The 15,574-nt window shown below is 35.3% G+C and carries 13 protein-coding genes; 6 read left to right on the plus strand and 7 right to left on the minus strand.

Features of this window, described 5'->3' with window-relative positions; genetic code table 11:
• Nucleotides 1-129 precede the first annotated feature (129 nt).
• The 4 genes from ACSVH5_RS09725 (at nt 130) to ACSVH5_RS09740 (ending at nt 5,042) form a co-directional block, all read left to right on the plus strand.
• Complete coding sequence (locus tag ACSVH5_RS09725) at nt 130-1,155, plus strand: succinylglutamate desuccinylase/aspartoacylase family protein (protein ID WP_438061244.1); 1,026 nt, start codon at nt 130-132, stop codon at nt 1,153-1,155.
• Between the two features lie 73 nt (nt 1,156-1,228).
• Complete coding sequence (locus ACSVH5_RS09730; protein ID WP_438061245.1) at nt 1,229-2,485, plus strand: pyridoxal phosphate-dependent decarboxylase family protein; 1,257 nt, start codon at nt 1,229-1,231, stop codon at nt 2,483-2,485.
• Complete coding sequence (locus ACSVH5_RS09735) at nt 2,460-3,032, plus strand: 5-formyltetrahydrofolate cyclo-ligase (RefSeq protein ID WP_438061246.1); 573 nt, start codon at nt 2,460-2,462, stop codon at nt 3,030-3,032. Before ACSVH5_RS09730 ends, ACSVH5_RS09735 begins: the two co-directional genes overlap by 26 nt.
• A 36-nt stretch (nt 3,033-3,068) precedes the next feature.
• Nucleotides 3,069-5,042 (plus strand): transglycosylase domain-containing protein, encoded by a 1,974-nt coding sequence (locus ACSVH5_RS09740; RefSeq protein ID WP_438061247.1) that lies wholly within the window; start codon nt 3,069-3,071, stop codon nt 5,040-5,042.
• Nucleotides 5,043-5,252: 210 nt separating this feature from the next.
• Here the strand turns inward: ACSVH5_RS09740 and ACSVH5_RS09745 are convergent, their stop codons facing one another.
• From ACSVH5_RS09745 to ACSVH5_RS09755, 3 genes are all read right to left on the minus strand, one after another.
• On the minus strand, nt 5,253-6,290 hold the full coding sequence (locus ACSVH5_RS09745) for an NADP(H)-dependent aldo-keto reductase (protein WP_438061248.1): 1,038 nt from the start codon (nt 6,288-6,290) through the stop codon (nt 5,253-5,255).
• A 423-nt stretch (nt 6,291-6,713) separates the two neighbouring features.
• The gene (locus tag ACSVH5_RS09750) at nt 6,714-7,652 is read right to left on the minus strand and encodes an OmpA family protein (RefSeq protein ID WP_438061249.1); all 939 of its coding nucleotides are present in this window, start codon (nt 7,650-7,652) and stop codon (nt 6,714-6,716) included.
• Between the two features lie 140 nt (nt 7,653-7,792).
• Nucleotides 7,793-8,554, minus strand: a complete 762-nt coding sequence (locus ACSVH5_RS09755; protein WP_438061250.1) for an exodeoxyribonuclease III — start codon at nt 8,552-8,554, stop codon at nt 7,793-7,795.
• A gap of 196 nt (nt 8,555-8,750) precedes the next feature.
• Between ACSVH5_RS09755 and ACSVH5_RS09760 the strand changes: the two genes are divergently transcribed.
• A complete protein-coding gene (locus ACSVH5_RS09760) occupies nt 8,751-10,553 on the plus strand; it encodes a GNAT family N-acyltransferase (protein ID WP_438061251.1) in 1,803 nt (600 codons plus the stop codon).
• A 52-nt stretch (nt 10,554-10,605) separates the two neighbouring features.
• Here ACSVH5_RS09760 and ACSVH5_RS09765 read toward each other — a convergent pair whose 3' ends face one another.
• The 4 genes from ACSVH5_RS09765 to ACSVH5_RS09780 all read right to left on the minus strand — a co-directional run bounded on the left by ACSVH5_RS09765 (nt 10,606) and on the right by ACSVH5_RS09780 (nt 14,681).
• Nucleotides 10,606-11,304: a response regulator gene (locus tag ACSVH5_RS09765; RefSeq protein WP_438061252.1), complete on the minus strand. Its 699-nt coding sequence runs from the start codon at nt 11,302-11,304 to the stop codon at nt 10,606-10,608.
• A complete protein-coding gene (locus ACSVH5_RS09770) occupies nt 11,301-13,358 on the minus strand; it encodes a tetratricopeptide repeat-containing sensor histidine kinase (RefSeq protein WP_438061253.1) in 2,058 nt (685 codons plus the stop codon). Before ACSVH5_RS09770 ends, ACSVH5_RS09765 begins: the two co-directional genes overlap by 4 nt.
• A gap of 95 nt (nt 13,359-13,453) precedes the next feature.
• Nucleotides 13,454-13,693, minus strand: coding sequence for a 3-oxoacyl-ACP reductase (locus tag ACSVH5_RS09775; RefSeq protein WP_438061254.1), 240 nt, complete (start codon nt 13,691-13,693; stop codon nt 13,454-13,456).
• Between the two features lie 175 nt (nt 13,694-13,868).
• Nucleotides 13,869-14,681 (minus strand): LytR/AlgR family response regulator transcription factor, encoded by an 813-nt coding sequence (locus tag ACSVH5_RS09780; protein WP_438061255.1) that lies wholly within the window; start codon nt 14,679-14,681, stop codon nt 13,869-13,871.
• 343 nt (nt 14,682-15,024) lie between these two features.
• Here ACSVH5_RS09780 and ACSVH5_RS09785 point away from each other — a divergent pair, with 343 nt between their 5' ends.
• Nucleotides 15,025-15,540, plus strand: a complete 516-nt coding sequence (locus ACSVH5_RS09785) for a DUF3575 domain-containing protein (RefSeq protein WP_438061256.1) — start codon at nt 15,025-15,027, stop codon at nt 15,538-15,540.
• Nucleotides 15,541-15,574 lie beyond the last annotated feature (34 nt).

Raw genomic sequence — 15,574 nt, forward strand, 5'->3', positions numbered from 1 at the left:
GTGATTCTATTTTTCTAAAACTTCTGTGCTGGCTTTTTCTTTCCTAAGTTAAAAATGATGCAAAGCGATTCATAAAATAAAGCCTTTTAATGCTTAATAATTTTTATATTTAGCCATTTAAAGTTGGCTATGAGAAGTTTACAACCAATAACGATTTTTGGTGAAAGCATTTTACCAGGAGAAAACAAAACCATCAACGTAGAGATGGCGAGACTGCACACAACTACTAAGCTTGACATTCCAATTATTGTTCGTCGTTCTAAAATTGATGGTCCCGTGGTGCTCTTTTCGGCGGGTATTCACGGAGATGAAATCAACGGCATCGAAATCGTGCGACAACTCATTAGCAAAAAAATAAACAAACCCAAACGCGGCACCATTATTTGCATTCCTATCATTAATATGTATGGATTTGTGAATCGTTCCCGAGAATTCCCTGATGGTCGTGATTTGAATCGCTCTTTTCCCGGAAGCAAAAAAGGTTCATTGGCGAGTAGATTTGCCTTTCATATTCTAAACGAAGTTATGCCCGAAGTGCATTATGCCATTGATTTTCACGCAGGAGGTGCGAGTAGATTCAATGCTCCACAAATTCGCTTAGCCGAAAATGATCCCGAATTAAAACTATTGGCCGATACTTTCAATGCGCCGTTTACTTTGTATTCTAAAAATATTGGAGGCTCATTCCGAAACTCGAGTACCAAAATGAATATAAAAATGCTGCTTTTCGAGGGTGGTAAATCATTGGACATTAATAAGGAAGTGGCCAATGAAGGCATTAATGGCGTAAAACGAGTGCTAGCCTACCTAGATATGTTAGACCCCAAACACACTATCGAAATTCCAGAAAACAAAACCATTTACATCGAAAAATCGAATTGGGTTAGAGCCAAGTGTTCCGGAATGCTTCACGACTACAATACTATAGGCACGTTTGTAAAAAAAGGAACTGTTCTCGCGACCATAACCGACCCCTTTGGGAAATTTGAACGCAAAATCAAAGCGCCCAATGATGGTTATGTCATCAACAGCAATCAATCACCCATTGTTTATGAAGGAGATGCCATTTTTCATCTATCGACTTCTTTGGTAACCGAAAAAAAGAAAGCCATCTTGAAACCAGAAACCCAAATCACTTCATTTATTGAATTGTAACCCTGCATTAAAACCTAACATTTATCATATTTTAATCTGTCACAGCATTTTACCTTTGTAAAAAAATAAAGAAATGCTACACTGGAAAAAATTAGATCAAAAAGAACGCAAAGAACGCATTCAAAGAGCATTAGAAGAAAATGTAAATTTTTCTAAAGACATCTCTTTGGGTTATCCAGCATCAAAACTAGACGGAAAAGTTTTTTATGACGATGCGCCTTTTTTGAAAGAAGCTCCCACTCTGCAAACCTATGTAGCCAATCCCAATCATATTGGTTGCCATACCTTGGGCACCTCAGAAAAAGCATTCAAAGGAACCCAACAAATAGAGCGTGAAGTGCTAGATGTAATTGCGGTCGATATTTTCAAAGCCGTACCCAATTCCTACGATGGCTATATTTCTCCAGGTGGAACTGAGGCGAATATTCAGGCCATTTGGATGTATCGCAATTATTTTATGAACCAAAAAGGAGCACAATTGCACGAAATTGCCATCGTTGCTTCTGAAGATACGCACTACTCCATTGCCAAAGGCTCCAATGTTTTAATGCTCGACTGGATCAAAGTTCCTGTTTCTTTTCATCAAAGAGAAATCGACGCAAATGCTTTGGAACAATTGCTAATCGATGCCAAGAATAAAGGCAAAAAATACTTTATCACCGTTTCGAATATGGGAACCACGATGTTCGGTTCTGTAGATGATCCCGAAGTGTACTGTGCGCTTTACGAAAAACATCATTTAGAATACAAACTCCATATTGATGGGGCTTACGGTGGATTTGTCTATCCATTCAGCAATCCTCTATCGACCCTCAATTTTAGTAATCCAAAAATTAGTTCGATCACCATCGATGCGCACAAAATGCTACAATCGCCTTATGGTACAGGGATTTTTATTTGCCGAAAAGGATTGATAGAAAATGTCTTGACTAAAGAAGCCGAGTATGTAGAAGGAATGGATTTAACGCTTTGCGGAAGTCGCTCAGGTTCTAATGCCGTAGCGGTTTGGATGATTTTATTTGCATACGGTCCGCACGGTTGGTTCGAAAAAGTAAGCGTATTGCAAATGCGTACGCAATTTTTATGCAATGAATTGGACCAACTTAACATTCCGTATTTCCGTGAACCTTTTATGAACATCGTAACGCTCGAAGCGAAAAACATTGATCATGCTTTAGCTGAAAGATTTGATTTGGTACCCCAACAACACAATTCTGATAACCAATGGTACAAAATAGTGCTTATGGACCATGTAGAAGTCGAACATTTGACTACTTTTATAGCCCAATTAAAAGCAACTATGCATGTTGAAAAAGGAATTACGGCTTAAATACAAAGCACTCAGAAAAGCACTTAGTGAAAATGACATAGAATCGATGAGCTTGGAAATTGCTAACCAAGCTTTATTGCTCCCAATTTGGGACAAAACCTATTTTCATATTTTTTTACCTATTGCACCCCAAAAGGAAATCAATACCGAATATCTTTTACACATTTTAGCTGGAAAAGACAAAGAAATCATTCTGTCAAAAAGCGATTTCGAGACCCGAAAAATGACACATTTTTTATTGACAGAAAACACCAAAATCGTTAAAAACGAGTATCAAATTCCAGAGCCTGTTTCTGGTATTGCAGTTCCTTCCAAACAAATAGAAGTGGTGTTTGTACCTTTGTTGGCCTATGACAAATTGGGCAACCGAGTAGGCTATGGCAAAGGGTTTTATGACCAATTTCTCTCCGAATGTTCTCCCGAAACTTTAAAAATTGGACTATCCTTCTTTGAACCCGAAGAACAAATAAATGATGTTTTTGAGAATGATATTCAATTGGATTATTGTGTCAACCCGCACACCATTTTTAAATTTATCTTAACATAAAATAAGATACTTTTGCACCCGAGTGAAAACCGTTATATGAGAACCAACAAACAACAACTGCTTTTGGCAGCCAAAATACTTCTAGCTGTACTACTACTCGTGGTGGGCGGTTTTATCTTTTTTAGAGACACGCTTTTAAACCAAGCGTTAGATAAAGTTTCGACCAAAATGAAGCAGCAGTACAACAGTAACTTTACCGTAAAAAAAGCCTCTTTTGATGGTATGAAAGGTATTGATTTATATGATGTAGTCTTAGCACCAAAAAACGCTGATACCCTTTTGAATATCAAAAAACTGAAAACCAGCATTAGTTTTTGGAACCTCTTTATTGGAGACATTCAACTTGAAAATTTAGAACTAAAAGAAGGATACATTCAATTGGTGAAAAAAGGAAAGATCAAAAATTTTGATGCTTTTCTAAAAAAAGATGAAGAGCTCAATCTAGAAAACTCCGATAGTAAAACCGATTATGCTGCAACAGCTTACCGAATGATTTCGAGACTGCTCAACTTGGTTCCAACGGATATGAGTATCGAAAAATTAGCCTTCAAGATTGACGATAATGGCAAAAAAGCAATCATCGATATCGAAAAACTTACCTTAGACAATCAAGAACTCAACTCCTTAATAACTGTTCAAACCAATACTTTCAAGCAACATCTGAGTATGAAAGGCTTGGCCGACCCAAGAAACAGAAAAGCCGATATTCGCATTTTCAATAAAGATACTGGCGCTATTCGTTTGCCGTATGTAGACGAGCGCTACAACCTCAAATCGAGTTTTGATTCGATTCGTTTGAATGTTGACAACATCGAAAAAACGATGGGCGAATTCCATTTAGTTGGTTTTGCTACCATAACCAATTTACACGTCAATCATCCCAAAATTGCCAATAAAGATGTAGTAATCAAAAAAGCGCGTTTTGACTACCGTTTCCTTCTGGGTTCTGATTTTATTTCTATTGACAAAAGCTCAACATTGCAACTCAACAAAATAAAACTGAATCCGTATATGGCTTACGAAACCGAATCGGATACCATCTATAAACTGCAAGTAAGCATCCCAAAAATGAAGGCGCAAGACTTCATCGTTTCACTTCCCGATGGTTTATTTACCAACTTTCAAGGAATGGAAGCCCAAGGAAATTTTGAATACAATTTGGACTTCAAATACAATAAAAACAAGCCTTATCAATTGGTTTTTGATAGCAAACTCAAAAAAGAAAACCTCCAAATTACGAAATACGGCAAAGCCAATTTAACGAAACTCAATGGCGAATTTGTGTACCGAGCGATTATCAAAAACGTATTGCAGCGCCCAATTCAAGTAGGAACAGAAAATCCAGATTACACTCCTTTGGACCAAATTTCTCCCTATTTACAAAAATGTGTACTCACTACAGAGGACCCTTCCTTTTTCCATCATAGAGGTTTTATCAATGAAGCTTTCAAACAATCGATTATCAAAAACATTCGAACCAAAAAATTCGCTCGTGGTGCGAGTACCATCAGTATGCAATTGGTCAAAAATGTATTCTTAACTCGCGAAAAAACCTTGTCTAGAAAATTAGAAGAAATTTTATTGGTGTACATCCTCGAAAACAACCGAGTGGTAAGCAAAGAGCGCATGCTCGAAGTCTATTTCAATATTATCGAATGGGGACCAGATGTATATGGAATTGGCGAAGCAAGCCGTTTTTATTTCCAAAAAACACCCGCCGAATTAGACTTGAACGAGTGTCTGTACTTGGCTAGAATCATCCCAAGCCCTCGCAAATTTATGTACCAATTCAATGACGAAGGTAACCTGAAAGACTATGCCGTAAAACAGCAATTGTACCTGACTAATTTAATGAACAGACGAGGCCTACTTGCGCCAGAAGATTCCATTTACAAATCGAAACCTTTCTTCATTACCGGTCAAGCCAAATCCTTCATCAAACTGCGAGTTCCGGATAGTACTAAAATCGAAACCGATTCGCTTACGATTGATGATCTTTTCAAATTTTAAATAATTTAGGAGCAGAAAAAATAGGATTATTAAGGAACAATGGTCCTGCTGTACACTATATCTCTTGTGGCGAACCCCGCCACAAGAGGATGCCGTTTCCATCAGGGCTAAAGAGTAAAAAATTTGCTTTCTTGGAAACATTTTAAACCAAAAAAAAACTGTAATCATAACAACGATTACAGCTTTTTTATTGAATTTCTAGTTCTTTTCTTAAGGCGCTGGGTCTGGAATTTTTGCTTGAACGCCATCTATCGCTTGCAGTAATTCTTCGCTTAAAGTCACATTAATCGTATCGATGTTTTCTTTCAGTTGTTCCATTGTTGTGGCGCCAATAATCGTGCTGGTTACAAAAGGTTGTTGCTCGATAAAAGCCAAGGCCAATTGCGTTAGCGTCAATCCGTTTTGCTGCGCAATTTCGTTGTACAAACGTGTAGCCGCAGCCGATTGTTCGCTATTGTATCTTGAAAATTGAGGAAACAAATTGATTCTTGCGTTAGGATGTGCTTCGCCCGTTAAAAACTTACCCGATAACACCCCAAATGCCATTGGCGAATAGGCCAAAAGCCCAACGTTTTCTCTGATTCCAATCTCTGCCGAACCATTTTCGTATAAACGATTCAACAACGAATAAGGATTTTGAACCGTTTTGATTCTTGGCAAATTATGGTATTTACTTTCTTCCAAAAAGCGCATAATTCCCCACGGCGTTTCATTCGACAATCCGATTTGTTTTATTTTTCCTTCTTGGATAAAACCGTTCAATGTTTCTAAAACTGCGTGAATGTTGTCTTCCCAAGCATCGTCTTGCACTTTAAAACCGCGTTGTCCAAAAAAATTGGTTTTACGTTCTGGCCAATGCAACTGGTACAAATCGATATAATCCGTTTGTAAACGCTCTAAACTTTTGTCTAATGCATATTGAATACTCGCTGGAGAAAAATCATTCTTTTCGCGCATATAGGTAAAGTTAGGGTTGGGTCCCGCAATTTTTGATGCCAAAACAACCTTGTCTCTATTGCCCGTTTTTTGGAACCAAGTTCCTAAAATACGTTCGGTGCTGCCATAGGTTTCTTGACGCGCTGGCACTGAGTACATCTCGGCCGTATCGAAAAAGTTAACGCCTTGTTCTAAAGCATAATCCATTTGAGCGTGTCCTTCGGCTTCTGTATTTTGTTGGCCAAAAGTCATCGTGCCTAAACAAATTTTACTGACTTGAATATCAGTATTGGGTAAAGTGGTATATTTCATTGATGCTGAAAATTTATAAAATCTAAAAAGCCAAAGGTAAAAATTAGTTTTCCGATAAAAGTTGGACATTCGTTAATTTTAATTCAAAAACATTTAAGCTTGAATTAAGTTGATTCCATTCAATTTAAAAAATATATTATATTTACTTCAATAAAATAATTGAATGGGAAAAATAAGTTCTATTGAAATTGCAATAGCAATTTTAGCATATGGTTTATTATTGTTATTTACTGCATCACAAATCGTAAAGAAAGAGAGAAAATATGGGCTTCCTTTTTGGCTCTTTATAATAATCTCATTCCCTATTTTAGGCATTATGAGTTACTATATTAAACGAATTTTGAACAAAAGATATATCTAAACAAAAGGCTCTCCAATACAACGGAGAGCCTTTTGCACTTTTTCTATAAGACAAGCTTTATTCTAAAACTCGTTTAACATTTTTGAGATTTCGTCCAAACGTGGCGTCAGAATGATTTCGATTCTACGGTTTTTGGCTTTTCCTTCGGCAGTGGCGTTGCTTAGTAAGGGAGCATATTCGCTACGACCAGCTGCTGTTAGGTTTTGCTTATTTACTTTTTTGTTTTCGCACAAAATAGCTACTATAGCTGTGGCTCTTTTGGTAGACAAATCCCAGTTATCCGCGATGGGTCCTGAACCTTTGAAACTGTCATCATCTGTATGCCCTTCGATTAAAACAGCAATATTTGGATTGTCACCCAATACTTTGGCTACTTCTACCACTGCTTTTTTCCCTTCGGAACCTACAGCCCAACTACCAGAATTGAACAATAATTTGTTCTCCATAGAAACGTAAACTTTTCCGTTTTTTTGCTCAACGGTCAAGCCTTTTCCTTCAAAACCATTCAAGGCTTTGGAGAGTGTATCTTTTAGTTTTTTCATAGCGGCTTCTTTGGCTGCAATCAAATCCTCAAGTTCTTGCAAACGTTGAGCACTTTTGCTCAAACGCTCTTTTTCGATAGCCAAGGCTTTACTTTTGGCATCGAGTTCAGCAAGAAGTTCATTATTTTTTTTCAAGTTGGTTTGCAAAGCTTCGCCACTGTTTTTCTCCAGTGCTGCATAAGCATCTTGAAGTACTTTGTACTTATTTTGTGCAGCGGCATAGTCTGCTTTTAACTTTTCTAAATCGGATTTGGTTTTATTTAATTCAGCGGTCAATCCTTCTTTTTCGGATTCTAATTGTGTTTTTGCTTTTTGCAATTCGCCATTTTCGTTGGTTAAATCGGCGTGTTCTTTTTGAAGATTGGCTAATTTATTTTCTAGTTCGTTGTAGATTTTTTTGGACACGCAAGAACTGGCTAAAAGCAGTACTGTTAGTCCAAGGAAGGTTTTTTTGATCATGGGGTTGAATTTAAACTATTTTACTTTTGTGTACGATGTTTGTTTTCTGCACTTTGCCCTAGCCCTGATGGGAACGGCATCCTTGCTGGGCGGGGTTCGCCCAGCAAGATATAGTGGACAGCAGGATTAGCTCCTAAAAATTATTCGATTTCTACCAAAATGGGGCAATGATCGGAGTGCATAGCATCTGGAAGAATAACGGCTCTTTTGAGTTTATGTTGTAGAGAGTCGCTCACCAAATTGTAATCGATGCGCCAGCCTTTGTTATTGCCGCGGGCTCCAGCTCTGTAACTCCACCACGAATACTGATGGGGCTCTTGATTGAAATGACGGAAACTGTCGATGAATCCTGAATTAATAAATTTATCTAACCACGCGCGCTCTTCGGGAAGAAAACCTGAAACGTTTTTGTTGCGAATAGGGTCGTGAATATCGATTGGTTTATGACAAATGTTGTAATCGCCACAAATAATGAGGTTAGGAATGTCTTTTTTTAGTTGGTTGATGTAATCTTGAAAATCATCCATGTACTTGAATTTGTGGTCCAATCTGTCGAGGTTGGTTCCTGAAGGCAAGTACAAGCTCATCACAGAGCAATCATCGAAATCTACTCTGAGGTTGCGTCCTTCGTAGTCCATATGCTCGATTCCGGTTCCGTAAGTTATGGCATTGGGTTTTATTTTAGATAAAATAGCCACGCCAGAATAGCCTTTTTTGGTAGCTGAGAAATAGTATTGATAAGGATAGCCTGCTTTTTCGATATCGGCAACGGGTATTTGATCCTCGGTGGCTTTTATTTCTTGTAGACAAATGACATCGGGATTGGCTTGCTGCAACCATTCTAAAAACCCTTTGGTGATGGCTGCTCGAATTCCGTTGACGTTGTATGAGATAATTTTCATGCCGTAATGTGTTAAATTTGTTTGAAAAAAAACGAAAAAATAGCTGGTTTTGACGAATTCTTGCTTTTACTTTTAAATAAAAAACGAAGATTTTGCGGAATTCAAAAGTAGTAAAAAAGTAGAAGTTTGTTTGACAAAACCCAAATAAATTAGCCTTTTTTTCTATCTTTGCGTCTTGCTTTAAAACAATAAAGAAATGGGTTTAGTTACCGCAAAAGAAGTTGCAAAAGCAATAAATACGGATAAGTACGGTTTTTTAGGTACTTTCTCGGGTTGGTTGCTGATGAAAGTTTTAAAAATCTCTACGTTAAACAAAATCTATGATAGGAATAAACATTTGAGTGATGTTGTATTCTTAAATGCTATATTGGACGAGTTTCAAATAAAATTTGAAATTCCTAAAGAAGACTTTAAGCGATTACCAAAAGACGGCGCTTATATTACGGTTTCTAATCACCCTCTTGGAGGTATTGACGGCATATTACTCTTGAAATTAATGCTCGAAAAAGAACCTAATTTTAAAATTATTGCCAATTTTTTATTGCACCGCATTGACCCCATGAAGCCTTATATCATGCCGGTCAATCCATTCGAAAATCACAAAGATGCCAAATCGAGTGTTGTAGGAATAAAAGAAACCCTACGCCATTTAAAAGACGGAAAACCTTTAGGAATGTTCCCTGCTGGTGAAGTTTCAACTTACAAAGACGGCAAATTAATGGTAGACAAACCTTGGGAAGAAGGAGCTTTAAAAGTGATTCGTAAAGCACAAGTTCCTGTAGTTCCTATATATTTTCATGCCAAAAATAGCAAGTTGTTTTATTTGCTTTCCAAAATAAGCGATACCTTACGTACGGCTAAACTACCTTCGGAATTACTAACCCAAAAAAATCGAGTAATCAAAGTTCGAATTGGAAAACCAATATCGGTAGCGGAACAAAACGAGTATGAATCTATTGAGGAATACTCAGAATTTTTAAGAAAAAAAACCTATATGTTGGCCAATCCATTCGGAAAAGACAACACCTTTTTGAATACCAATCCGCTGAAAGGAAACAAAAGCCCAAAAAAGATTGTCACTCCAGCCAATAAAGAGAAAATGATTCGAGAGGTTGAAAACCTTCGAAAAATGGATGCCAGATTATTGCAGAGTAAGAATTACGAAGTGTTCTTTGCAAAAGCCAAAGATATTCCAAATGTTCTTCACGAGATTGGTCGTTTAAGAGAAATTACCTTTAGAGAGGTAGGTGAAGGCACGAATGAATCCATTGATTTGGACAAATACGATCATTACTACCGTCATTTGTTTTTATGGGATGACGAAACCAATAAAATTGCTGGAGCTTACCGTATGGGATTGGGTTGTGAGATTTACCCAAAATACGGGATGAATGGTTTCTATTTGAATGGATTGTTTCGTTTTGAGCCAGAATTACATGACATGCTTCACAAGTCAATCGAAATGGGAAGGGCTTTTATTATTAAAGAATACCAACAAAAACCCATGCCTTTATTCTTATTATGGAGAGGTATTATTCATACTACTTTACATTATCCCGAGCATAAATTTTTACTGGGCGGAGTAAGTATAAGCAATCAATTTTCGGACTTTTCAAAATCATTGATGATTGAATTCATGAAATCGCATTATTATGATCCCTACATCGCCCAATATGTACATCCTAAAAAAGAATTCAAAGTAAAACTTAAAGATGCTGATAAGGATTTTGTCTTTAATGAAACCGATGCAGATTTGAATAAGTTTGACAAAATCATTGATGAATTAGAGCCTGGTGTTTTACGTCTTCCGGTATTGATTAAAAAATACATCAAACAAAATGCCCGACTTGTGGCGTTCAATGTTGATCCGCTTTTCAACAACGCTATAGATGGTTTGATTTATATTCGTATTGAAGACATTCCAGAAAGCACTATGAAACCCGTTATGGAAGAATATCAAGCTGAGCTGGAGCGCAAGATGCATGACAAAGAAGATTAACAACATAAAAAGACACTTTGAAGTGTCATTTATCATTTTGAAACAATTGTCTTTACAGCAATAAACCTTTTGATTTTGCGACTTTTACCAACTCTACATCAGAGGCGTCTTTAATATCCAATAGGACTTTCATGTCTTCCATTCTTCGTTGGATAGCACTTGAAGATATGGGCACATATTGCGGAATATCGGCTACTTTTGTCCCTTTTGACAATTGAAATAAAATCTTTTTATCAAACTGATCGATTTCTATGGTGACGTGTTGCATCTGACTTAACATTTCTAAAACCGATTGGCTATAATATTTTTCATTTTTGATTATTTTATCAAAAGCAAAAAGGAGTTCGTCAAAAGTTAAATCATTTTTAATGACTAATCCATTGGGGTTAATGGTTTTGATGATGGTTTTTATTTTCAATATTTCGGTGTACATGGTCAGTAAAATAATTTTACAATTGGGCATGTACTCCAATAATAATTTCGCCAAATCTTCCCCAGAAAAAATACCTTTTTCTTCATAGACTGGCATACTTATATCTAAAAATGCGATAGCAAAGGGCTCCGTTTCTGGGTTGGTAATTACTTCATAACCTTCCTTACAATCTTTGGCTTGTGTAATTACAAACTCATATTCAGCAGGAAGATACCGAGTGATGGCATTTTTATATCCTTGAATAATAAAGGGGTGATCATCTACAATTAAAATATTTTTGGCAATCACTGCTTTGGCATTTTGCGGCATGGTATTCATGAATTTGTTTTGCTATTGATAGATTCTAAGGGAACAAGAATGGTAAGAGTGGTGCCCTCACCTTTTTTTGTATTGATATCCAAAGTACCGTTACATTCCTTGGTTCTAAACTCAATATTTTGAAGACCTATTCCTTTTTTAACCCTTTTCAAATTAAATCCCACACCGTCGTCGGCAATGACTAATTGAAGTTGGTCAGGATTACTAATTTTTTTAAATTCGATACTAATTAAAGAGGGCTTGGCATATTTATTACAATTTTGAAGCCCTTCTTGTACCATTCGATACAAGTTGATTTTAATTTCATTCGATATATTGCCCCAATCAATTTCCTTATCCAAGGTAAATTTAACTTTGGTCTTAAAAGCTTTCTTTTGGTTCTCAATAAGGTTCGTTAGGATTACAACGAAGTTATTAATTAATTCGGTATTTTCTCTATTTAAATCATGTGAAATTTCACGAATATCTTGTTCAATTTGTTTCAATTCTGCCAAGTATTCTAAACGACTTTTTATAGCTTGTTCATCTTGTCCCCGATTCATGCTGTCAAGATTCATCCGAACCCCAAACATTTTGCCCAAAACGCCATCATGGAGTTCTCTAGCTACTCTCTTTTTTTCCTTTGTACGGTTTTCCTCAATGGTCTTTTGTTGAGAGATCAGTAAATCATAAATCTGTGCATTAGCCACTTGCTGCTGCTCTTTGAACAACAATACTCGGTGTTTATTGCGTTGAGAAATATACAAAAATATAAAGGCTCCTAGCAAAGTCAAAAAACTAAATACATAAAACAAATTTCGATTTTGAACTACCAAGTCTGTGTTTTCACTTTTGATTACATCGGTTTCATACTCAATGCGAGAGAATTTTTCTCCCATTTTACGTTCGGCTTTTTGAAGACTGTCATTGATATGAATGTACTCTTTAGAATAAAGAGAAGCCTTCCGAGGCTCGACCACTCCCATTTGTTTTAATGCCACCAAAACGTTTCTAAAATTTTTGTCATTACGAGCCGCTTGCAGTGCTTCTCTTGCATAGTGTAATGCTTTTAAACTGTCTTTGTGATAGGTATAATATTCTGAAAGGTGGATTTTATTGGCAACAATTCCGGAAGTTAACTTCAAACTATCCCGTAATTTTAAAGATTTTAAAAACAATTCTGGAAGTTCATTTTCTTCATTGAGTTTGAATCTTGAGTAGGCTAAATTATCCAAAAGCATGGCATACAATGCCGGTTTATCATATTTTAGATTGTTTTGTTTTAATCCCTCTTGATAGTATTCTTGTGCCTTTTGATAATTTTTTAAATTTTGGTAAACATAGCCAATGTTATTTAATGACGTTGCTTTGGACTGATAAACGGCAGGGATTTTATCATCAGTAGCATTTTCTAAAGCTTTAGTATGATATTCAATGGACTTGTCATATTCTTCAAGTTCATTATAAATGATACCTAATAAATTATTTGAATCATAAACTATGTCATTTGAATTATTCCCTTTTACAGCTCTTAAAGCCTTTATTACAGCTCTTTCACTACCTAAATAATCATCTTCATTAAATTGCAATAATGCTTTATTTAATATTACTCTTGCCAAACTATTTTTGTCATTAATCTTTGAATATAGTTTTTCAGCTTTGGAGTAAAAAACATAGGCACTGTCAGAAACACCATTTGAACTAAAATAATCCCCTATATATGTATATGATTTTGCAATAAAAACTGAATCATTTTTTTCTAAGGACTTAATCAAAACTTCATCTGAAACTCTTTTAAAATTCTGCCAATCCCTAATGTTAAAATATCTGTTTGCAACCTTAAACAAATAGGTCCTAGATAATGAATCGTTTTTTAATGTGCTAACAATATCAAATGCTCGTTTATTGAAAACTTTTTTTTGCTGAATAGATAAATTATCATCATTTGCTTTTTCAAAATAAAAAGCAAGACTATCATTCAATAATGCTATATTATTAATATTAATATTTTCTTTTTTTGAACATCTAGTTAAAAAAAGAAAAGCTATTATAAAAAGTAAAAGTTTGGTTCTCAATATATTTTATGACTTTTATCAAAAATAGCAAAAGTTACTCCAAAAAAAAAGGGGTTACCAAATTTTGGCACCCCTTTATAAAATATATTTATAATTTAATCAACTTTTTTATTACCTCCTGCTGATTGTGAACCACTTATATCTACTTTTTTATTACCTCCTGCTGATTGTGAACCGCTAATATCCACTTTTTTATTGCCTCCTGCTGATTGAGAACCACTTATATCTAATAAATTAATTCCTTTTTCAACAGTAGTTTTTTGCTCTGGTGTAGTAAATGAAGTTAATCCCATTACTAATGTAAATAATCCGATTGTTACGATTGCTTTTTTCATAATTTGTGGCTTTATGTTTTTGAATAGATTTTAGTTGAATTTCCGGCCTTGGTCGGAATTGTTTTGTAAATCTAGTCAGAATAACATTTTTTTTCCTACACAAAAACCCTCTTTTTGGTAGAATGCTGCCGTTTGTGAGTCAATAAGTATCAAAATAGGGTAAATACACTGATTATCAGATTTCTATATAATTTTCTAACGAAAACCCTGAAATAATTAAATCAATATTGTTTTTATAGGATTTAGAAAAAGGCAATTTAGTAGCACTATTTTTTATATAACATAACGCATTACCCGTTTGGATTCGGGAAATATAATTGCGGTTTACAATGTAACTATTATGAATTCTGATAAAAGGAAAAGCCAAAACAGCTTCAAAATGTTTTAATGTTTTGAATGCAGTGATGGTTTCCCCTGAATTCAAATAAATATCGGTGGAGTTATTATCCGCTTGAAAATAACAAATGTCTTCGGCATTGATATAGCGATAGTCACCATAGGATTTAATACAAATGATTAATGGCTTAGGTGCTTGCTCCTGTGTTTGGCTAACAACTGGTGCTAGAATTTGATCTTGTTCGGAATTGGTTTCTTGTATTGGTGCATCAATACGAAACTGTTTTCTTAATTTATAAACCGATTTTACTATTTGAATGGCCTGTATAGGTTTTAAATGATACTCAAAAACACCATAATCTATGGCATCAAAAGCCAATGTTTTGCTGGAAGTAGTAATAATAATTTCGGGTAAAACACTTAAAAAACGGTGCAACTCACTTATAAAAGATAGTGATAAGCTACTTTTTTTATCAGAAGGTGCAATTTCTAAAAAAATGAGACGAGGCTTCTTTTCTATTACTAAATTCAATCCCTCTTCAGGTGAATGAGCCATTCCTAGAAATTCTAAGTCGGGAACTCCATCAGCTGTAGCTTTGGTTTGCAAAGCACTTTCGTGTGAATCGTCAATAATAATATAGGTAAAACTCATTCAACAACGCTTATATTCAGTTTAGAAGTCGGTTGTCTAAATTCTAAATCTTTTCTTGTAGTTTTTTTACTAGCCTGCAAAAGTAGTATTTTGAGCAAAAAACACCATTTAGACCTTTAAAATTACTGTAATGCCTTGTCTTAATTTCAATTTGTTAAAACAAACCCTTGAAATGTTGATAGAAACAGATGAAATGCAAAAAAATCCGATGAAATGCATCTTTGGGTGATGATGATTATGGTACTTGTAAAAGAATGATACTAAAAATATGAAAAAACAAAAGTATACTATTGAATTTACCTTTTTTTCTTACATTTGAAAAACTAAAAAACATCTTACATTTATGAAAAAAATACTACTAGTGTTGGCATTAGGCTTCTCAATGTCTGGAGTTGCTCAAGAAACCGAACCCGTTTCATATAAGAAAAATGAAATGAAAGGAAACGCTTTGTTTTTGGTTTTAGGTGCTGTTGAAATTAATTATGAACGATTACTTAACGAAGATAGTGGTTTGGGCGCAACCTTATTTTTTATTGGAGAAGAAGAATCCGATTTAAATTTTATTTTTACTCCTTATTATCGTGCTTATTTCGGAAAAAAACCAGCTGCAGGATTTTTCATTGAAGGATTTACTGCCATAAACTCAGGGGTTAGCACTACATACTATGACAACAATGGAAACATAACAAATAAAGATCGTTATACGGATTTGGCATTAGGTTTTGGATTGGGATCTAAATGGGTTCATAAAAAAGGATTTTTATTTGAAATTAACGCTGGTATTGGTAGAAATTTATTCAGCAATGATAGTTTTGAAGTTATTCCTCGCGGAGGTATAACATTGGGTTACCGATTTTAAACACAAAAAAGGCTTCTCAAATCGAGAAGCCTTT

Origin of the sequence: Flavobacterium sp. RSSA_27, from assembly GCF_051547125.1 — a bacterium.
Taxonomy (GTDB): domain Bacteria; phylum Bacteroidota; class Bacteroidia; order Flavobacteriales; family Flavobacteriaceae; genus Flavobacterium.

Excerpts from the sequence above, each read along its gene's own strand:
- ACSVH5_RS09725 (WP_438061244.1), top strand. The coding sequence starts at position 130 with ATGAGAAGTTTACAACCAATAACGATTTTTGGTGAAAGCATTTTACCA.
- ACSVH5_RS09730 (WP_438061245.1), top strand. The coding sequence starts at position 1,229 with ATGCTACACTGGAAAAAATTAGATCAAAAAGAACGCAAAGAACGCATT.
- ACSVH5_RS09735 (WP_438061246.1), top strand. The coding sequence starts at position 2,460 with ATGTTGAAAAAGGAATTACGGCTTAAATACAAAGCACTCAGAAAAGCA.
- ACSVH5_RS09740 (WP_438061247.1), top strand. The coding sequence starts at position 3,069 with ATGAGAACCAACAAACAACAACTGCTTTTGGCAGCCAAAATACTTCTA.
- ACSVH5_RS09745 (WP_438061248.1), bottom strand. The coding sequence starts at position 6,290 with ATGAAATATACCACTTTACCCAATACTGATATTCAAGTCAGTAAAATT.
- ACSVH5_RS09750 (WP_438061249.1), bottom strand. The coding sequence starts at position 7,652 with ATGATCAAAAAAACCTTCCTTGGACTAACAGTACTGCTTTTAGCCAGT.
- ACSVH5_RS09755 (WP_438061250.1), bottom strand. The coding sequence starts at position 8,554 with ATGAAAATTATCTCATACAACGTCAACGGAATTCGAGCAGCCATCACC.
- ACSVH5_RS09760 (WP_438061251.1), top strand. The coding sequence starts at position 8,751 with ATGGGTTTAGTTACCGCAAAAGAAGTTGCAAAAGCAATAAATACGGAT.
- ACSVH5_RS09765 (WP_438061252.1), bottom strand. The coding sequence starts at position 11,304 with ATGAATACCATGCCGCAAAATGCCAAAGCAGTGATTGCCAAAAATATT.
- ACSVH5_RS09775 (WP_438061254.1), bottom strand. The coding sequence starts at position 13,693 with ATGAAAAAAGCAATCGTAACAATCGGATTATTTACATTAGTAATGGGA.
- ACSVH5_RS09780 (WP_438061255.1), bottom strand. The coding sequence starts at position 14,681 with ATGAGTTTTACCTATATTATTATTGACGATTCACACGAAAGTGCTTTG.
- ACSVH5_RS09785 (WP_438061256.1), top strand. The coding sequence starts at position 15,025 with ATGAAAAAAATACTACTAGTGTTGGCATTAGGCTTCTCAATGTCTGGA.